Source organism: Mesorhizobium sp. PUT5 (assembly GCF_052216645.1).
Lineage (GTDB): Bacteria > Pseudomonadota > Alphaproteobacteria > Rhizobiales > Rhizobiaceae > Mesorhizobium.
The window spans coordinates 3,860,879-3,882,272 of record NZ_JBQOSO010000003.1 but is presented as its reverse complement, the minus strand read 5'-3'; the positions used below and the strand labels follow the sequence as shown (position 1 = coordinate 3,882,272).

Here is a 21,394-nt window from a genome sequence, read left to right as displayed (position 1 = left end):
GCACAATGCTGCTCGATGTCCACGTGGCCCGTCGGGTTCGTGAGGTATGAATATGGCAGGCAAGGCTGATCTGGCGCCGGACCCCACCGCGATCGGTGAAGTCTCTTCCCCTCCCTTCGTCAGATTGCCCGATCCGGACTCGCTTTTTGCCAGACGCGCGGCGCGCCTGCGTACGCTTGCCTCGGTCTCGCAGCTCGAACCCTATCTGCGCTTCGTCGCCGGCCTTTTCGAAGCCCAGCAGTTGGTCGCCACGCAATTTGGCCCTGCCGAGGCAACCGATGGGCTGGAGACTGCCCGCGCCGCCGAATTCGGCATGCCGCCGATCGACCGCGCGAAGGCGGCAGACGACGACAGCCTCGCGGCCATGTTCGACCGGCTTTTCGCGGAAGCCGAAATGATCGAGAAGCCGAAGAGCGCCGCATCCGCGCTGGCAAGTGTGGCGGCGGCGCACCGGGCCGGGCGTCGCGACATGGCGAATGCGGTCTTCTCCGGCCTGCTTCCGCCGGATGCGGTTGCCGAGCACATCTATGTCTGGGCGGCGCTGCAGGTACATTTCTCCCGGCTGGCATCCAGGCTCGATCCGAAGGCGGTGAAGCCGGTGGCCGACGGCATCTGTCCCGCCTGCGGTAGTCTGCCTTCCATCTCCATGGTGGTCGACTGGACGGGAGCGCATGGCGCCCGTTTCTGCGTGTGCTCGCTGTGCAGCACCATGTGGCACTATGTGCGCATCAAATGCGTCTGCTGCGGCTCCACCAAGGGTATCGGCTACAAGGAGGTTGAGGACGGCGGCGGCGCGGTCAAGGCCGAGACCTGCGACGAGTGCCGGAGCTGGCTGAAGATCATCTACCAGAAGAACTCCCCCGGCGCCGATCCCGTGGCCGACGATGTCGCGAGCCTCGGCATGGACATGCTGATGCGCGCCGAGCCTTACCGGCGTGGCGGTTTTGCGCCGCTGCTTGCCGGCCTCTGAGGTCGCCATGGCGCAGAGCAACGCCGACGTGCCACGCCGCGATCCCCAGGCAAGCCTTCGCCGGCTGCCATCGGTCGACCAGGTGCTGCGGGGCGAAGCCGCCCATCTGGCCGTGCAGCGTTTCGGCCGGCCCGCCGTGACGGATGCGGTGCGCAGCGCCCTTGCCCTGGCGCGCGAGGAGGTGCAGGCCGGGGCGGGGCTTGCGACGACGCAGGAGCTGGCATGGCGGGCGACGCAGATGCTGGAAGCGGCCGAGCGGCCGAGCCTGCGGCCGCTGTTCAACCTCACCGGCACGGTGCTTCACACCAATCTCGGCCGTGCGGTTCTCGCGCAGGCGGCGATCGAGGCGGCAACGCTTGCCATGCGCGACGCGGTGGCACTGGAATTCGATCTTGCCTCCGGCAAGCGCGGCGAGCGCGACGATCATCTGCGCGCGCTGGTCTGCGAGCTGACCGGCGCCGAGGACGCCACCGTCGTCAACAACAATGCCGCCGCCGTGCTTCTGGTGCTGAACAGCCTGGCCGCCGGCAAGGAAGCCATCGTCTCGCGCGGCGAACTCATAGAAATCGGCGGCGCCTTCCGCATGCCCGACATCATGACGCGCGCCGGCACCAAGCTCGTGGAAGTGGGCACTACCAACCGCACGCATCCGCGCGACTATGCCGATGCCATCGGCGAGGACACGGGCCTGCTGCTCAAGGTGCACACTTCAAACTACCGGATCGAGGGCTTTACCCGGGAAGTGACGGCGGCCGAACTGGCCGGCATCGCGCGGCAAAAGGGCGTGCCGCTCGTCAACGATCTGGGCTCCGGCACGTTGGCCGACCTTGCCGCCTTCGGCCTCGCGCACGAGCCGACCGTGCGCGAGGCCGTCAATGAGGGCGCCGACATCGTCACCTTTTCCGGCGACAAGCTGCTGGGCGGGCCGCAGGCCGGCTTCGTCGTCGGGCGCAGGGAGCTGATCGGCAGGATCAACTGCAACCCGATGAAGCGGGCGCTGCGGGTGGACAAGATCAGGCTGGCCGCCCTCGAAGCGACGCTGAAGCTTTATCGCGACCCGCAGCGGCTGGCGGAGCGCCTGCCGACGCTGCGGCTGCTTTCGCGCCCGCAAGAAGAGATTGCCGCGCAGGCCGCGAGGCTGGCGCCGAAGCTGGCGGCCTTTGCCGGCCCCGCCTTCGATGCCGTCGTGGCCGACTGCCGCAGCCAGATCGGTTCGGGCGCCCTGCCGCTCGCCACCATCGCCAGCGCCGGCGTGGCCGTCTCGCCCAGGGACGGCAGCGGTTCGGCGCTTGCCGAGCTTTCGGCGCGGTTGCGCGCACTGCCGATGCCGGTGATAGGCCGCATCGAGCGCGGCACGCTGATCCTGGACCTGCGCTGCCTTGAAGACGAGGACAGGTTTTCGGCCAACCTGTCCGGCGCGGACGCCTAGGCGGGGTGCGGTGATGCGCCTTGCCGGGTTCTTCACGCGAAAACAGCCGCAAGACGAGACCGCGCAGGAGATGGAGACGGCGCTCGCCGCCGCGAAATCCGGCGACTATGCGGCCGCGCTCTCCATCTGGGAGCCGCTGGCGCGGGGCGGCAATGGGCGCGCGCAGAACAATATCGGCGCCTGTTTCGCCGGCGGGCTCGGTGTCGAGCGGGATATGGACCTTGCCCGCCGCTGGCTGGCGCTGTCGGCGCAGGCTGGCGACGCCGCCGGGCAGCGCAACCTGGCCTCGCTGCTGTTCAAGGGCGACGGCATCGATGCCGACCATGCCGAAGCCGCCCGGCTCTACCGGCTGGCGGCCAAACAGGGCGACGCCCAGGCGCAGGACATGCTGAGCTGGATGCTGCTGGAGGGCGAGGCCGTCGCGTTCGATCCGGCGGAAGCGCGGCTGTGGGCCACGAGGGCGGCAGAGAACGGCATCGCCTCATCGATGACGCGGCTCGGCATGATCCACCACAACGCGCTCGGCGTTCCGCGCGACGCCGCGCAGGCCGTGCACTGGTGGCGAAAGGGCGCCGAAGCGGGCGATGCCGACGCGCAGGCCATGCTGGGGGCCGCGCTGCATCTGGGAATGGGGGCCGAGCGCGACCCGATCGCCGCCCTTGCCTGGCTCACGCGCGCTCGGCGGGCAGGCAGCGGGCTTGCCGCCCCCTTCATCGAGCCGGCGCGCGCCGCGCTGGACCCGGAGCAGCTTCAAGCGGCCGAGGCGCAGGCCGGAAAGGTTCTCGCCCCATGATCATCGGCACGGCGGGCCATATCGACCATGGCAAGACCTCGCTGGTGAAGGCGCTGACCGAGATCGATACCGACCGGCTGAAGGAAGAAAAGGCGCGCGGCATTTCGATCGATCTCGGCTTTGCCTATGTGCCGCTGCCCGGAGCCGAGGGCGAGGTGCTGGGCTTCGTCGACGTGCCGGGGCACGAAAAATTCATCCACACCATGCTTGCCGGCGCCGCCAGCATCGATTTCGTCATGCTGGTGGCGGCGGCCGACGACGGCGTGATGCCGCAGACGCGCGAGCACCTGGCCATCGTGGACCTGCTCGGCATCGAGCGTGGGGTCGCCGTCATCACCAAGAGCGACCTCGCCTCGACCGAGCGTTTGGGCGAGGTGGAGGCGCAGCTTCGCCGCGAACTCGCTGGAACCGGCCTTGCGGAGATTCCGATCCTGCCGGTCTCCACGGTCAGCGGCGCGGGCCTCAATGCCCTGCGCGACCTGCTCGTGGCGACGGCGCGCGCATTCGGCCATCGCCGCGGCGCCGGCCGTTTCCGCCTGGCCGTGGACCGCTCCTTCACCATCCAGGGTGTCGGCACCGTTGTGACCGGCACGGTGCTGTCAGGACGGGTGGCCGTGGGCGATCATCTCACCGTCAGCCCCTCGGGAAAGGCGGTGCGGGTGCGTTCGCTGCACGCGCAGAACCGGGAAAGCGAGACCGGCAAGGCGGGCGACCGCTGCGCGCTCAATCTGGCGGGCGAAGGCCTTTCCAAGGACGCCATAACGCGCGGCGACATGGTGGTGAGCCCGGGCCTGCATGCCCCCACGAGCCGTATCGATGCAACGCTGCGCGTCTTGTCCACGGAGCGGAAGCCTCTCGGCCAATGGTTTCCGGCGAGGTTGCACCACGCCTCGGCCGAAGTCGGCGCGCGCGTCGTGCTGCTCGGCGACGAGGATCTGCAGCCCGGCAGCGAAAGCCGCGTGCAACTGGTCCTCGACAGGCCGGTCGCCGCCGCGGCCGGCGACCGCTTCGTCATTCGCGACGTGTCGGCCCGGCGCACCATCGGCGGCGGCCGGTTCCTGGACCTTCGCGGCCCGCAGCGCGGCAGGCGCAGCCCGCAGCGCAGGGCGCAGCTCGAGGCCCATGCGATCGACGACCCGGTCGAAGCGGCCCGGGCACTGCTCGCAACCGAGCCCTTTCATCTCGACGCCGTCGCCTTCCTGCGCGACAGGGCGCTTTCCGAAGATCCCGCCGCGTTCGCGCGAACCCTCGATGCGGTATTGCTGGTGGACGCAGCGTCGGCCCTGCTGCTGCTTCCCGAATATTGGCGACTGTTCCGCGCCGGCCTTCTGGAGCGGCTTGAGCGGTTCCATGCCGAGAACCCGGACCTGACCGGCATCGGCCTCGAGCGGCTGCGGCAGGCCCTGCAGCCGCGGCTTCCCCCGCCTGCCTTCCGCATTGCGCTTCTGGCGCTCCGGGAGGAAGGGCTGGTCGTGCTCGACGGGGCCTGGCTGCGGCTGGCCGGCCATGAGGCGACAATGAGCGCCGCCGCCGACCGGCTCTGGCAACAGACCGAGCCGCTGCTGGGCGGCGCGGCGCGCTTTCGCCCGCCGCGGGTGCGCGACATCGCCGCCCTGCTCGGCGAGAGCGAGGACGACATTCGCCATCTTCTGAAGCTGGCCAGCCGCATGGGCCGCGTGCATGAGGTGGCGCAGGACCGCTTCTTCCGGCGCGACACGATTGCCGAAATGGTCGCCATGCTCGCCGAACTGGACGCCGCCAGGGCCGACGGCTGGTTCCTCGCCGGCTGTTTTCGCGATCGCGTAGACAGCGGCCGCAAGGTGGCGATCCAGATCCTCGAATTCTTCGACCGCAACAGCGTGACGATCCGGCGGGGCGACCGCCGCCGGCTCAACCGCCGCAAGCTGGACTTGTTCGGCGATCTGGCTCATCGTTGAAAGGCTGCGGTGGACCGGGAAGAGAATCGTCTCCGGTGGGGCGTCCGGACTTCAAATCCGGGAGAGGCCGTCAGACGGTCTTTGGTGGGTTCGACTCCCATTCTCTTCCGCCAGCCGCCGCCTCAGGACGGCAGCAGGCCGAGTTCGGATGCTAGCTCGAATTATGAGAGGGACAAGCACGCCGACCCTCACGTATTATCCGGCCTTCACTCGGGGAAGAACCATGTTGGCCGGATTTCGGCGTTCGGCGAGGCTGGTCGCAAACCACCTGCAAGACGCATGGCTCGGCATTTCCACCACCGGAACGGCCCCTGCGGAACTGCCGGGCCACGTCTATTATGCGACCGTCAGCTATTCCACCACATGGTCGGTGTTGCGCAAGCTCGACCTGGGGCAGGAAGATGTCTTCGTGGATGTCGGCTGCGGCAAGGGGCGCGTGCTGTGCCTGGCAGCGAGACACAGGATAAGGCAGGCCATCGGCATCGAATATTCGCCGGCGCTGGCAGCCGCAGGTCAACGGAACATCCGGCAGTTGAGAGGCCGCAGGTCGCCCGCGAAAATCCTCTGTCAGGCTGCGGAAGATTCCGACTATTCGGATGCCTCCGTCCTTTACTTTTTCAACCCGTTTGAAGCGCATCTGCTGAACCGGGTCCTCGAGAAGATCCGGGCGGACAGGCGCGGGCGGCCGGCACGAATGGCGTTCGTGATGGAATCGCAGGAGCAACGGAAGGTGTTTTCCCGCCATAGCTGGCTTGCATGTGACGAGCGGTTCGAAGATCAGGACCGGCATACCGTGGCGCTCTATCGGAGCGTCGGTGTCGACCGGCCGGACACTGCCTCTCTCCGTTCGACGCCGCCGGCGGACGATTGAGGCGGCGGTGAACCCCGCCGCGAGGCAGCCAGGCGGGTTCCGCTAGACCATGATGCCGAAAAGTGTGAAGCGGTTTTCGGACGAGATCATGGTCTATCCGATAGATTTTGCCGCATGTATGCGACGCCAAGTGATCCACTTGGCTGCAACATGCTCTAGATGCCTTCGCCGGCCAGTTCCTCCGACAGGGTGGCGACCTGGTTCTGGGCGTTGCGCAGCATGGGGTAGATGTCGAGCACGCGCTGCCAGGCCTCCAGCGCCGCCTGCTTGCGGCCGGTGTCGGCCATGATGTGCGCCAGGCCCGACAGCGCGCCGAAATGGCGCGGCTCGAGCTCCAGCGTCTTTTCGATGTTGACCATCGACTTGGCGTAGTTCTTCATCAGGAAATGCACGGTGGCGCGGCGGTTCCAGCCTTCCGCATAGGTCGGGTCGAGGGTGACCACCTGGTCGAGGAAATCGAGGGCGACGTCGTATTTCTGCTCTTCGATCGCCTTTTGCGACCATTGCATCATGAGGTCGATCGAGGCGCTGCCCGATTGCGACCATTCCTGCCAGATCTGGTTGGCGATGCGCTCGGCCGCCTTTTCGTTCCGCTCGCGCTTGAGCTTGGCAAACAGGGCGTCGAGCCGTTGCGCCCGGTTTTGGGGCGGCTGGTCCGGGGTGCCGGCAGGGGGCGGCTGCGGGATCGGCGCCGCAGCCTGGTCCTGCGCCGCCACGGCCGGCAGCATCATGGAGAGGAAAAGGGCCGCACAGACGGCAACAACGCTCCGCATGCCGGGAAATCTAATCCCCGGCATCGGAACGTCAAACGAAATCGCGCTGCGGCCAGCCGCCTTGCAGCCGGCGAGGGAAGGCGAAGATGCCGCCTTCGCCCGGCTCAGCCCTGGCGGGCCTTGTAGCGCGGATCGGACTTGTTGATGATGTAGATGCGGCCCTTGCGGCGAACCAGGCGGTTGTCCCGGTGACGCGCCCTGAGCGCCTTGAGCGAGTTCTTGATCTTCATGGTCGTGCCCGTTTCTAAGCCCGCTACGGGCCGAAGTTAAGGCGCGCCCGAAGGCGCGCCCGAATTTGTGCTCGGCTCATAAACGAGGAGCCTTGCCCGTGTCAACCGCTAGAGCGAGACGATCTCCCGCGGAATCTCTCTCGCGCTCCAAACTTTTGTTTTCGAAGCATGATCTTGTCCGCAACTTTTCGGGATCATGCTCCAGCGGCCGGCCGGCGCAATTTCGTGAAATGGCCCATCTTGCGGCCCGGCCGGCTTTCGGCCTTGCCGTAGAGGTGCAGCACCAGATCCGGTTCCGCCAGCAGGGCGGGCATGCGCGCCACGTCGTCGCCGATCAGGTTCTCCATCACGCAATCGGAGTGGCGATGCGGCACGCCCAGCGGCAGGTCCGCCACGGCCCGGATATGCTGCTCGAACTGGGAGACCGCGCAGGCGGCCTCGGTCCAGTGGCCGGAATTGTGGACGCGGGGGGCCATCTCGTTGACCAGCAGCGAGCCGTCGCCCAGCACGAAGAATTCCACGCCGATGACGCCGACATAGTCGAGCGCCTCCAGGATGCCGCGCGCCGCGTCCTGCGCCGCCGCGGCGGTTGCGGGCGCGATGTCCGCCGGCACCGTGGATGTGTGCAGGATGCCGTCGCGATGAACGTTGTTCGCGGGATCATAGGCGCGGAAGGAACCATCGGCGCCGCGCGCGGCGATGACGGAGATCTCGCGCTCGAACGGAACCAACTCCTCCAGGATCAGCGGCACCCCGCCCATGGCGGCCCAGGTGCCGGAAAGATCGCCGCCCACGGCATTGCGGAACAGGCGCTGGCCCTTGCCGTCATAGCCCATCCGGCGCGTCTTCAGCACGCCGTTGCCATGGTAGCGCGAAAGCGCGGTAGCGAGCTGTTCGTCATTGTCGACGGGGCTGGAATGCGCGGTCGGTATGCCGATGCCGTTGAGGAACTGTTTTTCGACGACGCGGTCCTGGGCCACTTCCAGCGCCTGCGGCGGCGGAAACACGGGAACCAGGGCGGCCAGCGCGTTGGCGGCCGCCACCGGCACGTTCTCGAATTCGTAGGTCACCACCGCCGAGGATTCGGCCAGCTCGGCGAGCGCGGCCGTGTCGTCATAGGCCGCCACGATCTGCCGGCTGGCCACCTGGGCCGCCGGGCAGCCGGACTGCGGCTCCAGGATGATGGTGCGATAGCCGAGCCGCGCGGCCGCCATCGCCAGCATGCGGCCGAGCTGGCCGCCGCCGATGATGCCGATGACCGAGCCGGGCGCGAGCGGTGCCGTCATGACGACCCCGCCGGTGCATCCGTTGCCGGTTCGAGCGCCACCCGCGCCGTCTGCGCCGCGCGCCAGGCGTCGAGGCGGGCGGCCAGCGCGTCGTCGCCGAGCGCCAGCACGGCCGCGGCCAGCAGCGCGGCATTGGCCGCGCCGGCCTTGCCGATGGCCAGCGTGCCGACGGGGACGCCGGCCGGCATCTGCACGATGGAATAAAGCGAATCCTGGCCGGAAAGCGCCTTCGATTCCACCGGCACGCCGAACACGGGCAGCGGCGTCATCGCCGCCGTCATGCCCGGGAGATGGGCGGCGCCGCCGGCGCCGGCGATGATGACCTTGTAGCCGGCGGCCTTGGCGCCCCGGGCGAAGTCGTAGAGCCGCTCAGGCGTGCGGTGAGCCGAGACGATCAGGCTGCGGTGCGGGATGCCCAGCGCCTCCAGCGTCTCGGCGGCGTGACGCATGGTGGTCCAGTCGGACTGGCTGCCCATGATGATGGCGACGTCGGCGCTCTCTTGCAATGGCGCGCTCCTGCGAGGCGGGGAAGGCCGCGCCTTAGCTCAAAACGCCGGGGCGGGCAAGGACGGGGATAAGGCGGGCGGTGCGGGTGTTCAGGCGATGATATCGGGAATGATGCGGTCCTCCAGCGCCTGGAGCCGGTCTTTCAACAGCAGCTTCTTCTTCTTCATGCGCTGAATCTGCAACGGGTCGCACCCGGTCGCCACCATGGCGTTGATGGCGGCGTCGAAGTCGGCATGCTCCTGCTTCAAACGCGCGAATTCGAGGCGAATCTCGGCCTGTTCCTGTTCCGACATGTCCACCGTTCTGCGAATCTCGTCGCCCGAAGACGCACCCGGACGGGCGGCCGGCGCCCACGGCCGGTGCGCAGCCCTTACCACATTTCTTGCCGCCGGGGAATGCTACCAAGCATCATTCGACATCCTCGTTCTTTGGTGGCAAAGTGTCATGCAGCCGTCACGGAGACGGGCCTGCGGTGGATCCTGCCGGGGCGGTTGCAATCGAGGAAACCATGAAAGGGAGAACCAATCATGTCTCTTGCATCCCATCTTGAGGAGCTGCAGAGGAAGCACGGCGCCATCGAGCGCGAGATCGATGAAGCGATGCTGCATCCTTCGATGGACGATCTGGAGATCGCCAACCTTAAGCGACGCAAGCTGGCTATCAAGGACGAGATTGAGAAACTGAGGGCGCAGCCCACGGCTCATTGAACCTTCATCGCCTCCCAGGCGCGGACAGGGCATTCCGGCGGTGTAGCCGCCGGAGTGCGGGTCGGCGTAGCGCAATTCCATAAAGCGATGCGGCTTCGGCCGTCATGCAACATGCGTTGCGGCCGACCCGCGGCACCGTTCATGCGCGCCGGTTGCGGCGCGCGTGGCCCGCGCCGGATGCCGCTATGACAGCATGCGCCATTGACAAGGCGGCTGCTGTCGGCCACCTCATGCGCGGACCTTTCGATAAGAGGCACCGGCATGACCGGGTATTTTTCCTCCCCCTTTCCGCGCCGCGCCAGCGTCGGCGTCGATGTCGGCGGCGTGATCGTCGGCGGTACCGCGCCGGTCGTGGTGCAGTCGATGACCAACACGGACACGGCCGACGTCGATGCCACCGTGCGGCAGGTGGCGGCGCTGTCGCGCGCCGGCTCCGAGATCGTGCGCATCACGGTGGACCGCGATGAAAGCGCCGCCGCCGTGCCGAAGATCCGCGAGCGGCTGGAGCGGCTGGGCGTCCACGTGCCGCTGGTGGGCGATTTCCACTATATCGGCCACAAGCTCCTGGCCGACCATCCGGCCTGCGCCCGGGCGCTGGCGAAATATCGCATCAACCCCGGCAATGTCGGCTTCAAGGACAAGAAGGACAGGCAGTTCGCCGACATCGTCGAGATGGCGATCCGGCACGACAAGCCGGTGCGCATCGGCGTCAACTGGGGCTCGCTCGACCAGGAACTGCTGACGAAGCTGATGGACGAGAACCAGGCCAACGGCTCGCCGATGACCGCGCAGCAAGTGACGCGCGAGGCGATCGTGCAGTCGGCCATCCTCTCGGCCGAAATGGCGGAGGAAATCGGTCTCGCGCGGGACAAGATCATCCTGTCGGCCAAGGTCAGCGGGGTGCAGGACCTGATCGCCGTCTATACCGAGCTTGCCGAGCGCTCGAACCACGCGCTGCATCTCGGCCTCACCGAGGCCGGCATGGGCTCCAAGGGCATCGTCGCCTCGTCGGCGGCCATGGGCATATTGCTGCAGCAGGGCATCGGCGACACGATCCGCATCTCGCTGACGCCCGAGCCGGGCGGCGACCGCACGCGCGAGGTGCAGGTGGCGCAGGAACTGCTCCAGACCATGGGGTTCCGCCAGTTCGTGCCGATCGTGGCGGCTTGCCCGGGCTGCGGGCGCACCACCTCCACCGTCTTCCAGGAACTGGCCCAGTCGATCCAGGAGGACATCCGCAGGAACATGCCGGTCTGGCGCGAAAAATATCCGGGCGTGGAGCAGCTCAAGGTGGCGGTGATGGGCTGCATCGTCAACGGGCCGGGCGAATCCAAGCACGCCGACATCGGCATCTCGCTGCCCGGCACGGGCGAGACGCCGTCGGCCCCGGTGTTCATCGACGGGCGCAAGGCCGCGACGCTGCGCGGCCCCAACATCGCCGCCGATTTCGAGAAGATGGTCGCCGACTATATCGAGCAGCGCTTCGGCCGGGGCATCGGGGCGAGCGCGGCCGAATAGAACCATGCGTGCGGCGGTCCTCGTTCTCGTCGCCGTGCTGGGGCTGTGTCTTGCGGCGACGGCGCGGGCGGACCCGCCCATGCCCGGCAAGAAGCGGCTGATCGGCCGCGTCTGCGAACTGATCGAGGCGTCGGCCGAAAGCACCGGCCTGCCCCGGGAATTCTTCGCGCGGCTGATCTGGAAGGAGAGCCGCTTCGATCCCGCCGCGGTCAGCCCGGTCGGGGCGCAGGGCATAGCCCAGTTCATGCCGGGCACGGCCAGGATGCGCGGCCTGGCAGACCCGTTCGACATCGAACAGGCCATTCCGGCCTCCGCCCGCTATCTGGCCGAACTCAGGCAGGGCTACGGCAATCTCGGCCTGGCGGCAGCCGCCTACAATGCCGGCGAAAGCCGCGTGGCGCGCTGGCTGGCATCGGGCGGCTTCCTGCCGCTGGAAACGGAAGCATATGTGCTGGACGTGATGGGCGAACCGGCGGACAATTTCGCCGACCGGGGGCATTCCGGCACCGTGCGGCCGCTGTCGGAGAAGGAGAATTTCGCCGTTGCCTGCCGCCGCCTGCCGGCCATCATGTCGGTGACGGTGGCGATGGCATCCATCAACGTCAAGCCGTGGGGCGTGCAGGTGGCAGGAAATTTCCGCCGCGCGGCCGCCGTGCGGCAATGGCAGCGCGAGCAGAATCGCTTTCCCGCGCTGCTGGCGGGCTACGATCCGGTGGTGAGCCGGGTGCGCACGCCGATCGGGCGCGCCGGCGTCTACGCGGTCAGGATCGGGGTGGACGATCGGGCCGGCGCCGACGCCATCTGCCGCAAGCTGCGCGGCGCCGGCGGCTCCTGCGTGGTGATGCGGAACCGTTGATCCGTTACGCGCGGCTGGCGGCGGGCGCGGGCGGCGTCACGCCCTCCTGGCGGCCGCCGCTTCGTTGAGCCAGGTGCCGATCTTGGCGCCGAGGCGGTCCGGCGAGACGGGCTTGGCCAGATAGTCGTCCATGCCGGCCTCCATGCACTTGTCACGGTCGCCCTTCAGCGCGTGCGCGGTGACGCCGATGATGGGCGTGTGGACACCGGTGGCCGCTTCGGCGGCGCGGATGGCGCGGGTGGCCTCGTAGCCGTTCATCTCCGGCATCGACACGTCCATCAGGATCAGCTTGGGCGAAAGCGCGCGGTACATCTCCACCGCGGTGCGGCCATTGCCGGCGATGCGGTAGTTCAGGTCCAGCCCGTTGAGGATCTGCGCGAAGACGAGTTGGTTCACCTCGTTGTCCTCGGCGATCAATATGTCGACCGGCCGGGCGGAGTTGGCCGCGGGCTCCGGCGGTGCGACGGCGGCCGGCGTTCCGCGGATGACGGTGAAGGTGGGCGTCGTCGCGACCGGCGCCGCGGCGGCGGGCGCCGGAGCCAAAGAGGGCGCCTCGCGCACGAACTGCGCCGGCTTGCCGAGCTGGCTGCGCGCCTTCTGGATGACGGAGATGACGGTGCCCAGCAATATGGCCGAGCGCGCCGGCTTGGTCAGATGCGCGGCGATGCCGAACTCGATGATGAGCTTGCCGAAATCCACCTGGTCGACCGAGGTGAGCAGCACCACCGGGATGGAGGCCAGCCGGCTGTCGGCGGCGATCGCCTTGGCGACGTCGGCGCCGTTCATGCCCGGCATCTGATAGTCCAGAATGACGCAGTCGACGGCCGCGCCGAGCTGGACGGCGCGGTTGAGGAAGGCGAGCCCCACGGCGCCGCTCTCGGCTGCGGCGCAGTCGAAGCTCCAGCTCCTGAGCTGTTCCAGCAGGATCTCGCGGTTGACCGGGTTGTCGTCGATTACCAGCACGCGGGCGCCGGTCACGTTGACGGGAACGATGTCGGTGTCGGACATGTCCTCGTGGACCGGCAGCGACACGCAGAACCAGAAGATCGAGCCGCGCCCGACCTCGCTTTCCACGCCCATGCGCCCGCCCATCAGGTTGACCAGCCGCGCGGCGATGGCAAGACCCAGCCCGGTGCCTTCGTGGCGGCGGGTGGAGGAGCTGTCGACCTGGGCGAACTTCTCGAACACGCTTTGCAGCTTGTCGGCGGGGATGCCGATGCCGGTGTCCTCGACGCGGACCTTGATTTGGGCGGCGCCGTTGACGATCTCGCCGCCGACGTCGACCAGCACATGGCCCTTTTCGGTGAACTTCACCGCATTGCCGAGCAGGTTGGTGATGATCTGGCGGAAGCGGCCGGCATCGCCCACCACAAGGGTGGGCAGGCGCGGATCGACGCGCACGATCAGCTCGATATTCTTTTCGGCGACGCGGGCCGAGACCAGCGTGGCGACGTCCTCGACCGCCTCGGTGAGCCGGAACGGCGCGGGGTCGAGGGTGAGCTGGCCGGCATTGATCTTGGAGAAGTCGAGGATGTCGTTGATGATGGTGAGCAGCGCGTTGCCGGATTTCACGATGACGTCGGTGAAGGTTTTCTGGCGCGGCGTCAGTTCGGTCTTGGCCAGAAGCTCGGCCATGCCCAGCACGCCGTTCATCGGCGTGCGGATCTCGTGGCTCATATTGGCCAGGAATTCCGACTTGGCGCGGTCGGCCGCCTCGGCTTTGAACAGGGATTCGGCGGTTTCGGCGAAGGCGCGGCGTATCGCCTTTTCCATCGGCCGGAATATCCAGAAGGTCACGATCGCAAGGGCCGCGGCCAGCAGCAGCGTTCCCCACATCAGCAGCCTGTCGCTGTGGGCGTCGGCAAGGCGGCGCTCGTTGTCCATGGCGGTGCGCGCGCGCACCAGCATGGGCTGGGCGAACAGTTCGTTCTGGTTGCGGATCTCGCGATAGCTCCAGTCGTCGAGCGTCTTGGCCTGCGCCATCAGTTCGAGGTTGCGCACCATGTCGCGCGCCGACCACAGGAGATAGCCGTTGACGGAGGCCGACTTCAGCTCGTCCTCGGTCTTCTTGGTCAGGCGCGGCGCGATGGCGGCGATCTCGGCGGTGAGGTTGTCGATCGCCTGCAGCAGACGCTTGGCGTGGCCCTGACCGGCCGTTGCCAGCTCGCCGCGCGTATCCGGCCGCCAGGCGCCGGCCGCCGTCTCGGCGAAGCTGGAAGCGTTGTTCAGGTCGCTGGAGAAGGCGACGAGATGGGCGCCCAGCGTGTCCACCTCGTGACGGTAGGAATTGTTGTGGTTCAGCGTTACGACGACGCTGCCCACCGCCAGGGCAAGGATCAGCAGGCCCGACAGATACCGAATCCGGATGGAGCGGATAAAGGATGAATATTCGGGCATGCGTTAATCCCCCCAAACACATACGCGCAATTTTAACGGTGGGGATTACGCTGCATTACCGTTAAGATTCCGTTCCGGATCGGCCGTTCCGGGCCGGATGGAAGGCCGAAGGGGCTCGGGGCGGGATGATCTCGTCCGGAATCCCCGTCGCGCTCCAGGACCTGACCCTAGCTGTCGCGCGTGGCGATGAAGGATGCGGCGGCCCGCAGCAGGGCCGCGCGTTCGCCGAAGGGTTCGAGCAGGGCGCTGGCCTGGCCGACCAGGCCGTCCAGCTGCTTCCTCGCCCAGCGCTCGCCATGCAGCGCGACGAGCGTCGCTTTGCCGGCGGCGGCGTCCTTGCCGGTCGCCTTGCCCAGCGTGCCGGCGTCGGCGGTGAGGTCCAGCAGGTCGTCGGCAAGCTGGAAGGCAAGGCCGATGGCCGAGCCGAATTCGGCCAGCCTTTCGCATTCGGCCGCGGGCGCGCCGGCGAGCACGGCACCCGCCTCGCAGGCGAAGCGGATCAGCGCCCCGGTCTTCATGGCCTGCAGCGTGATGATGCCGGCCTCGTCGGGGCGGTTGCGCCCGGCGTCGAGGTCCAGCATCTGCCCGCCGGCCATGCCGCCCAGGCCTGCCGCGCGCGCCAGCATCAGCACGAGCGCCGCCCGGCGCTCCGCCGGCAGGGGGGTCGCCTCGTCGGCCAGTATGTCGAAGGCCAGCGTCAGCAGCGCGTCGCCGGCCAGGATGGCGGCCGCCTCGTCGAAGGCCCTGTGCACGGTGGGCTGGCCGCGGCGCAGGTCGTCGTCGTCCATGGCCGGCAGGTCGTCGTGGATCAGCGAATAGCAATGGACGCATTCCAGCGCGGCGGCCACCCTGAGCGCGGCATCGCCATCGGCCGAAAACAGAGCCGCGCTTTCCAGCACCAGGAAGGGGCGCAGCCGCTTGCCGCCGTTCAGCACGCCGTGGCGCATGGCTGCCAGCAGCCGCTCGGGCCGCGAAATCTCGCCGGCGAGCCGGGGCGTGCCGAGAAGGCGGCGCAGCAGCGCTTCCACCTGTTCGGCCCTGGCCGAAAGCGCCGCCTCGAACGCCATGTGGTCGTCTTTTGTCATGGCGGCGAGCGGTAGCCGACACTCAGCCGTTGCGCAAGCAGCCAAGCGCCTTTATGCCGGGAGACGGGTTTCGGCCCGAGGGGCTTGACCGAGGTTGGACGGGTTGGCGGAACCGATCATCGACCACGAGACCGAAGGGCTGGATATGGCGTCGCGGGGCAAGCGCGGCACACGCGCCGGTCTCAGGCGCTGGGTTTGGCGGGCAGTCAAGGCGGCAGTCGTTCTGGCGCTCGTCCCGGTCGTGCTGACGCTGCTTTATGCGCCGTCCTTCGTGCATCCGATCTCGACGCTGATGCTCAAGGACCTCGTCACCCTCCAGGGTTACGACCGGCGCTGGGTGCCGCTCGAGGAGGTGGCGCCGGTGCTGGCCAATTCCGTCATCATGTCGGAGGACGGCCAGTTCTGCTTCCACCACGGCATCGATCTCGCCGAGTTGAAGGGCGTGGTCGACGACGCGCTTGCCGGCGAGGCGACGCGCGGAGCCTCCACCATCACCATGCAGACCGTGAAGAACCTGTTCCTGTGGACACGGCCGGCCAGCATGCTGCGCAAGGTGGTGGAGCTGCCGCTGGCGGTCTATCTCGATGCGGTGCTGTCGAAGCGGCGTATCATGGAGATCTACCTGAACATCGCCGAATGGGGGCCGGGCATCTACGGCATCGAGGCGGCGGCGCAGTATCATTTCGGCGTGCCGGCCAAGAAGCTGTCGCGGCGCCAGGCGGCGCTGCTGACCGTGTCGCTGCCCAATCCCTATGTCCGCAACCCGGCGAAGCCCGGCCCCGGGCTGCGGCGGCTGGCATCGCTGATCGAAAGGCGGTCGGCGCGGTCGGCGGCCTATGTGGGCTGCCTGGACTGAGGGCCCAAAAATTTTCGCGGGGGCTGGCCAAACGGCCGGCGGGCGTGTATAGCCACGCCACTTTCTTCCAGAATTTGGCCCGAAAGGCCCTTTTGCGAGGGCGAGGCGGGTCTTTGACCGATTGAGTGGAGCATATCCATGGCCGTACCGAAACGAAAAACTTCCCCGTCCCGGCGCGGCATGCGTCGCTCCGCCGACGCAATCAAGGCGCCGACCTATGTCGAGGACAAGAATTCCGGCGAAATGCGCCGTCCGCACCACATCGACCTGAAGACAGGCATGTATCGCGGCCGTCAGGTGCTGGAGCCCAAGGAGAGCTGAGCCGCTCTTCCTGCTGCAGAAAATGGCAAGGACCGGCCCGGCGCCGGTCCTTTTGCTTTTGGCGGCTGCTTTCGGCGGGGCACTCGCAAATCGCGCGAAGTTGAGCGACAGTGCGCCTCCCGGAGGAGAGGCCGATGTCCCTGACCCTGCATTTCCATCCGCTGGCATCGTTCTGCTGGAAGGTGCTGATCGCGCTCTACGAGACCGACACGCCGTTCGTTCCCAACATCGTCGATCTCGGCGACGAGCAGTCGCGCGCCGGCTTTTTCAAGCTGTGGCCGCTGGGCAAGTTCCCGGTACTGCAGGACGACGCGCGGCGCCCTGGTGCCGGAATCGACGATCATCGTCGAATATCTCGCGCAGCATCATCCCGGTCGCACCATGCTGATCCCGGCCGATCCGGAACTGGCCTTGCAGGCGAGGCTGGCCGACAGGCTGTATGATTTCCACCTGCACGAGCCCATGCAGAAGATCGTGGGCGACAGGCTGCGGCCCGAGGACCGGCGCGACCCGCTCGGCGTCGAGCAGGCGCGCGCGCAGATCAGGGCCACCTACGCATTGCTGGAGCGCGACATGGCCGGCAGGCAATGGGCGCTGGGCGAGGTCTTTTCCATGGCCGACTGCGCGGCCTTCCCGGCCCTCTTCTATGCCGACAGGGTGGAGCCGCTGGGGCAGGCGCACGGTACTCTCGCCGCCTATCTGGCCCGCCTGCGCCGCCGCCCCTCGGTCGAGCGCGTGGTGCAGGAAGCACGGCCCTATTTCCACTTCTTCCCCTATCACGACGGCCGCGATCCGTAGCGGCCGGCGCGACCGGTCGCTCAGCTTCCGGCTTCGGGTGCGGTGCGGGGATCGAGGTGCACGGCCTGCGGCGTGACCGCCCGCTCGGCCGGCTGGGTCTTGAACGCCTCGCGATCCTCGACCGGCACGGGCGCGCGCCGGCGGATGCGCAGCAGCGTGTAGCCGGCGAGCGAAAGGTGCGCCAGCGCCGTGGCCAGGAACAGCCCCTCGGGGCGCATCCAGCCCATCAGGGCGGCTGCCAGCATCGGCCCCAGCATGGTGCCGAAGCCGTAGAGCAGCAGCAGGCCGCCCGAGACCTTGACGAAGCTTTCGGCGGAAGCGTGGTCGTTGGCGTGGGCGACGGCGATGGAATAGAGCGTATAGGCGAAGGCGCCGTAAGCGGCGGTGAAGGCGATGACGAAGGTGCCGGCGCGGAACTGGAACAGGAACAGCAGCACGGCCATCAGCGCCGCGCCGAAGGCGACGGCGGCCAGCACGTAGCGGCGGTCGGTGCGGTCCGAGATGCGCCCGGCCGGGATCTGCATCACCGCGCCCGCCACCACCACAAGGCTCATCATCAGCGCGATCTGGGCCGTCGAGATGCCGACGCGTGCGCCGTAGACGGCGCCCAGCGTGCCCCAGGCGCCGTTGGCGATGCCGATCAGCATGCAGCCGATGAAGGAGACGGGCGAGTTGGCGTAGAGGCCCTTCAGGTCGAGCGAGACGTCCTGCAACGGCTTCGGGTGCGCGGCGGAGGATACAGCCGTCGGTATCAGCGACAGGCAGAAGAGGATGCCGGTGATCATGAACAGCGAATCCGAGCGCACGTCGCCGCCGGCCACCATCATCTGGCCGGCCATGATGGAGGCGTAGGTGACCATCATGTAGAGGCCGAACACGGTGCCGCGGTTCTCGTTGGTCGCCTTCTCGTTCAGCCAGCTTTCGATCACCATGAAGGCGCCGGCCATGGCAAAGCCGGTGAAGGCGCGCAGCACGATCCAGACATACTCCTCCACGATGAGCCCGGTGAGCAGGGCGATGATGGCGGCGCTGGCGGCGAAGGTGCCGAAGGCGCGCACGTGGCCGGCGCGGCGCACGATGCGCGGCGCCAGGAAACAGCCGGTGACGAAGCCGCCCGCCCAGGCCGTTCCCATCAGGCCCAGCGCCGCCGTGGAAAAGCCCTCGACCTGCCCGCGCAGCGGCAGCAGCAGGCCATGCAGCCCGGAGGCGGCAAGGAGGAAGGCAGTGCCGCGGAGCAGCGAGAGGATCGGGCGGTAGGCAGCGAGCATCGAATCGGTCCGTTCGTGAAAGGCCCGGCCACAGAATCAGCGGCGGGACCGCCTGACAACAGGTCGTTTCGGGCTTTTCGGCGGCGGCCGCCGAAGATCGGGGGTCAGCGGCGAAAAAGCGCCTCGGCGGCGGATCTGGTGGTATCCTTCGCCTGCAGCTCGGCTTCCAGCCGGACGATCTCGGCCTGCAGCAAGCCGATGCGCTCGGTCAGTTCGGCGACCGACAGCAGCGACAGGTCCTGCCCGATCTCGTGCCTTGCCGGCTTCTTGCGAGGCTCGTCGTCGAAGACCGCCATGCTCGCTCCTCCATCCCACTTTGCCGGAACCGGCATTGATCCTACGAGGAGGAGCATACATAGGGGAGGGGCGGGGATGCAAACGCCGGCGGCGGCCGGCATGGAGAAAGAAAATGGCCAGTGGGAACATTCCGGTGAAGATGAACGCCATCGTCATTTCCGAGCCCGGCGGCCCGCTGGTGCTGAAGCTGGAGCGGCGCGACGTGCCGAAGCCGGGGCCGGGCGAGATCCTCATTCGCGTCCATGCCGCCGGCGTCAACCGGCCGGACGTGCAGCAGCGCAAGGGCGTCTATCCGCCGCCGCCCGGTGCTTCCGACCTGCTGGGGCTGGAGGTGGCCGGCGAAGTGGCTGCGCTCGGGCCGGGCGCGGAGCGCTGGCGCGTCGGCGACCGGGTCTGTGCCCTGACGCCGGGCGGCGGCTACGCCGAATACGTTAAGGTGCACGGCACCCATGCGCTGCCCCTGCCGGCCGGCTTCACCTACACCGAGGCGGCCGCACTGCCGGAGACCTTCTTCACCGTCTGGCACAACGTGTTCGAGCGCGGCGCGCTGAAATCGGGAGAGACGCTGCTGGTGCATGGCGGCTCCTCCGGCATCGGCACCACCGCCATCCAGCTCGCCTCGGCCTTCGGCGCGCAGGTGATCGCGACGGCCGGCAGCAAGGAAAAATGCGATGCCTGCCTGCGTCTGGGCGCCGGCAGGGCGGTCAACTACCACGAGGAGGACTTTGTCCAGGCGGTGAAGGAGGCCACCGACGGCAAGGGCGCCAACGTCATCCTCGACATGGTCGGCGGCGACTATGTCGGCCGGAACTACCGCGCCGCCGCCGTGGAAGGACGCATCGTGCAGATCGCCACGCAAAGCGGCGCGGTCGCCAGCGCGGACTTTTCCAGGCTGATGGTCAAGCGCCTGGTGCATAGCGGCTCGACGCTGCGGCCGCGCAGCGTGGAATTCAAGGGAGCGGTCGCCGCGGCGCTGGAGGCGCAGGTGTGGCCGCTGCTGGCCGTGCGCCGGGTCGCGCCGGTGCTGGACATGATCTTCCCGCTCAAGGAAGCCTGGCGGGCGCACGAGCGCATGGAAGAGGGTGAGCATATCGGCAAGATCGTGCTCGACGTGGGCTGACCGCCCCGCCGGCAATGCCGCCGCAGCGCCTTTCCCGAGGCAGCCGGAAAGCCTGGTTAACCGCCTTTCCGGCCTTTTTACCCTTCGTTTATGTTGCAATGCACAAAGGCATTGCTGCTATGCAAAAGCGCATGTTCAAAAATGGTGCGTCAGTACCTATTTGAGGGTTGTCGAATTCACACCTGAACGAACGAATGGAGAGAGAGATGAACCTGATCCGCAGCTTCCAGAACTGGCGCCGCTACAACCAGACCGTCCGCGAGCTCAGCCGCCTCAACGCGCGCGAGCTGAACGACCTGGGCATCAACCGCGCCGACATTGAGCGCGTGGCCCGCGCCTCGCTCTAACAGAGCGGCCCAAGAGTAGACAGAACCGAAGCCTGGCGCGCCTTCATCGGCCTGCGCCGCCGGTTCCGAAGCCCGCCGGAGAAGTCCGGCGGGTTTTGTTTTGCCCGGTTCCATGGGGCCGGCCTTGCCCGTTTTGCGGCGCTTTTGTCGCGAATCTGTTGCGAGGCAGCGCCGGAACCGCTATATACGCCTCGATTTTCCCAATTCCGGTGGCTTCATAAACCACCGCCCGCGTCGGGACGCGGGCGAACGAGAAGGATTTTTCGATGGCCAACACGCTGCTGATGCCCAAGGCGACCGCCGTCTGGCTGGTCGACAACACCGCCCTGTCCTTCGACCAGATTGCGCAGTTCTGCTCGCTGCATCCGCTCGAGGTCAAGGCGATCGCCGACGGCGAGTCGGCGCTGGGCATCAAGGGCATGGACCCCATCATCACCGGACAGCTCACCCGCGAGGAGATCGCGCGCGGCGAAAAGGACATCAACCATCGCCTCAAGCTCTCCGAGCCGAAGGTGCGCGTGCCGGAATCCAAGCGCAAGGGCCCGCGCTACACGCCGCTGTCGAAGCGGCAGGACCGGCCGAACGCCATTTTGTGGCTGGTGCGCAACCATCCCGAACTGAAGGATGCGCAGATCTCGCGCCTGGTCGGCACCACCAAGTCGACGATCGAGCAGATCCGCAACCGCACGCACTGGAACGCGGCCAATCTGGTGCCGATGGACCCCGTCACCCTCGGCCTGTGCTCGCAGATCGATCTCGACCTGGAAGTGCAGCGCGCCTCGCGCGGACGCGAGCAGCCGCAGCCGGTGGCCGGCGACACGCTGCTGCCGGCCTCGCTGACCGAGCGGCTGACGCCGGAAAGCGGCCGGCCGCGCGACGAGGACGAGGAACTCGACGCCGATGCCGTCTTCGCCAAGTTGTCGGCGCTGAAGTCGAAGGACGCCGAAGAAGAGGACGAGGAATAGGCGGCGTCCCATGGGCGCCTCCACCTGCCGAGAGAGCCTGGTTCGAGAAGCAGGTTTCCCGAA

Annotated in this window: 22 protein-coding genes, 1 tRNA gene and 1 pseudogene; 15 read left to right on the top strand and 9 right to left on the bottom strand. The window is 67.7% G+C overall.

What is annotated here, in order from left to right:
• Positions 1-52: 52 nt before the first annotated feature.
• The 6 genes from fdhE (at position 53) to ACTDI4_RS20500 (ending at position 6,000) form a co-directional block, all read left to right on the top strand.
• On the top strand, positions 53-970 hold the full coding sequence (gene fdhE / locus ACTDI4_RS20525; protein ID WP_442842910.1) for a formate dehydrogenase accessory protein FdhE: 918 nt from the start codon (positions 53-55) through the stop codon (positions 968-970).
• 7 nt (positions 971-977) lie between these two features.
• Positions 978-2,399, top strand: a complete 1,422-nt coding sequence (gene selA / locus ACTDI4_RS20520) for an L-seryl-tRNA(Sec) selenium transferase (RefSeq protein ID WP_442842909.1) — start codon at positions 978-980, stop codon at positions 2,397-2,399.
• Between the two features lie 13 nt (positions 2,400-2,412).
• Positions 2,413-3,192 (top strand): tetratricopeptide repeat protein, encoded by a 780-nt coding sequence (locus ACTDI4_RS20515; protein ID WP_442843417.1) that lies wholly within the window; start codon positions 2,413-2,415, stop codon positions 3,190-3,192.
• Entirely contained in the window at positions 3,189-5,129 is a 1,941-nt protein-coding gene (gene selB / locus ACTDI4_RS20510; protein ID WP_442842908.1) for a selenocysteine-specific translation elongation factor, read from the top strand. Before ACTDI4_RS20515 ends, selB begins: the two co-directional genes overlap by 4 nt.
• Before the next feature lie 17 nt (positions 5,130-5,146).
• Positions 5,147-5,242: transfer RNA gene (locus ACTDI4_RS20505), tRNA-Sec, on the top strand.
• Between the two features lie 257 nt (positions 5,243-5,499).
• Positions 5,500-6,000 (top strand): class I SAM-dependent methyltransferase, encoded by a 501-nt coding sequence (locus ACTDI4_RS20500; RefSeq protein WP_442843416.1) that lies wholly within the window; start codon positions 5,500-5,502, stop codon positions 5,998-6,000.
• Between the two features lie 155 nt (positions 6,001-6,155).
• On the opposite strand, the gene ACTDI4_RS20495 is transcribed toward ACTDI4_RS20500, so the two are convergent.
• The 5 genes from ACTDI4_RS20495 to ACTDI4_RS20475 all read right to left on the bottom strand — a co-directional run bounded on the left by ACTDI4_RS20495 (position 6,156) and on the right by ACTDI4_RS20475 (position 9,089).
• Positions 6,156-6,773: a hypothetical protein gene (locus ACTDI4_RS20495; RefSeq protein ID WP_442842907.1), complete on the bottom strand. Its 618-nt coding sequence runs from the start codon at positions 6,771-6,773 to the stop codon at positions 6,156-6,158.
• A 104-nt stretch (positions 6,774-6,877) separates the two neighbouring features.
• On the bottom strand, positions 6,878-7,003 hold the full coding sequence (gene ykgO, locus ACTDI4_RS20490) for a type B 50S ribosomal protein L36 (RefSeq protein WP_442842906.1): 126 nt from the start codon (positions 7,001-7,003) through the stop codon (positions 6,878-6,880).
• A 194-nt stretch (positions 7,004-7,197) separates the two neighbouring features.
• Complete coding sequence (locus tag ACTDI4_RS20485) at positions 7,198-8,289, bottom strand: 5-(carboxyamino)imidazole ribonucleotide synthase (protein ID WP_442842905.1); 1,092 nt, start codon at positions 8,287-8,289, stop codon at positions 7,198-7,200.
• On the bottom strand, positions 8,286-8,765 hold the full coding sequence (purE, locus tag ACTDI4_RS20480; protein WP_442843415.1) for a 5-(carboxyamino)imidazole ribonucleotide mutase: 480 nt from the start codon (positions 8,763-8,765) through the stop codon (positions 8,286-8,288). Before purE ends, ACTDI4_RS20485 begins: the two co-directional genes overlap by 4 nt.
• A gap of 120 nt (positions 8,766-8,885) precedes the next feature.
• Positions 8,886-9,089, bottom strand: a complete 204-nt coding sequence (locus ACTDI4_RS20475) for a YdcH family protein (RefSeq protein ID WP_442842904.1) — start codon at positions 9,087-9,089, stop codon at positions 8,886-8,888.
• A gap of 234 nt (positions 9,090-9,323) precedes the next feature.
• On the opposite strand from ACTDI4_RS20475, the gene ACTDI4_RS20470 reads away from it, so the two are divergent.
• The 3 genes from ACTDI4_RS20470 (at position 9,324) to ACTDI4_RS20460 (ending at position 11,877) form a co-directional block, all read left to right on the top strand.
• Positions 9,324-9,503 (top strand): YdcH family protein, encoded by a 180-nt coding sequence (locus tag ACTDI4_RS20470; RefSeq protein ID WP_442842903.1) that lies wholly within the window; start codon positions 9,324-9,326, stop codon positions 9,501-9,503.
• Positions 9,504-9,764: 261 nt separating this feature from the next.
• Positions 9,765-11,021, top strand: coding sequence for a flavodoxin-dependent (E)-4-hydroxy-3-methylbut-2-enyl-diphosphate synthase (ispG, locus tag ACTDI4_RS20465; protein ID WP_442842902.1), 1,257 nt, complete (start codon positions 9,765-9,767; stop codon positions 11,019-11,021).
• A gap of 4 nt (positions 11,022-11,025) precedes the next feature.
• Positions 11,026-11,877, top strand: coding sequence for a lytic transglycosylase domain-containing protein (locus tag ACTDI4_RS20460; RefSeq protein ID WP_442842901.1), 852 nt, complete (start codon positions 11,026-11,028; stop codon positions 11,875-11,877).
• A 36-nt stretch (positions 11,878-11,913) separates the two neighbouring features.
• Here ACTDI4_RS20460 and ACTDI4_RS20455 read toward each other — a convergent pair whose 3' ends face one another.
• Both ACTDI4_RS20455 and ACTDI4_RS20450 read right to left on the bottom strand, forming a co-directional pair.
• Complete coding sequence (locus tag ACTDI4_RS20455) at positions 11,914-14,274, bottom strand: response regulator (protein WP_442842900.1); 2,361 nt, start codon at positions 14,272-14,274, stop codon at positions 11,914-11,916.
• 167 nt (positions 14,275-14,441) lie between these two features.
• Positions 14,442-15,359, bottom strand: a complete 918-nt coding sequence (locus ACTDI4_RS20450; RefSeq protein ID WP_442842899.1) for a polyprenyl synthetase family protein — start codon at positions 15,357-15,359, stop codon at positions 14,442-14,444.
• A 94-nt stretch (positions 15,360-15,453) separates the two neighbouring features.
• Here ACTDI4_RS20450 and ACTDI4_RS20445 point away from each other — a divergent pair, with 94 nt between their 5' ends.
• The 3 genes and pseudogenes from ACTDI4_RS20445 (at position 15,454) to ACTDI4_RS20435 (ending at position 17,334) form a co-directional block, all read left to right on the top strand.
• Entirely contained in the window at positions 15,454-16,215 is a 762-nt protein-coding gene (locus ACTDI4_RS20445) for a biosynthetic peptidoglycan transglycosylase (protein WP_442842898.1), read from the top strand.
• A 138-nt stretch (positions 16,216-16,353) separates the two neighbouring features.
• Positions 16,354-16,536, top strand: a complete 183-nt coding sequence (gene rpmF / locus ACTDI4_RS20440) for a 50S ribosomal protein L32 (RefSeq protein ID WP_188253464.1) — start codon at positions 16,354-16,356, stop codon at positions 16,534-16,536.
• 134 nt (positions 16,537-16,670) lie between these two features.
• Positions 16,671-17,334, top strand: a pseudogene (locus tag ACTDI4_RS20435) (glutathione S-transferase family protein).
• A 20-nt stretch (positions 17,335-17,354) separates the two neighbouring features.
• On the opposite strand, the gene ACTDI4_RS20430 reads toward ACTDI4_RS20435, so the two are convergent.
• Both ACTDI4_RS20430 and ACTDI4_RS20425 read right to left on the bottom strand, forming a co-directional pair.
• Positions 17,355-18,602 (bottom strand): MFS transporter, encoded by a 1,248-nt coding sequence (locus ACTDI4_RS20430; protein WP_442842897.1) that lies wholly within the window; start codon positions 18,600-18,602, stop codon positions 17,355-17,357.
• Positions 18,603-18,706: 104 nt separating this feature from the next.
• A complete protein-coding gene (locus tag ACTDI4_RS20425; protein WP_442842896.1) occupies positions 18,707-18,898 on the bottom strand; it encodes a DUF1192 domain-containing protein in 192 nt (63 codons plus the stop codon).
• Positions 18,899-19,011: 113 nt separating this feature from the next.
• Between ACTDI4_RS20425 and ACTDI4_RS20420 the strand changes: the two genes are divergently transcribed.
• From ACTDI4_RS20420 to ACTDI4_RS20410, 3 genes are all read left to right on the top strand, one after another.
• On the top strand, positions 19,012-20,019 hold the full coding sequence (locus tag ACTDI4_RS20420; RefSeq protein WP_442842895.1) for an NAD(P)H-quinone oxidoreductase: 1,008 nt from the start codon (positions 19,012-19,014) through the stop codon (positions 20,017-20,019).
• A gap of 206 nt (positions 20,020-20,225) precedes the next feature.
• Entirely contained in the window at positions 20,226-20,366 is a 141-nt protein-coding gene (locus ACTDI4_RS20415; protein ID WP_442842894.1) for a DUF1127 domain-containing protein, read from the top strand.
• Between the two features lie 266 nt (positions 20,367-20,632).
• Positions 20,633-21,331 carry a DUF1013 domain-containing protein gene (locus tag ACTDI4_RS20410; RefSeq protein ID WP_442842893.1) on the top strand — a complete coding sequence of 233 codons (699 nt, stop codon included), beginning with the start codon at positions 20,633-20,635 and terminating at the stop codon, positions 21,329-21,331.
• The last annotated feature ends 63 nt before the right edge of the window (positions 21,332-21,394 follow it).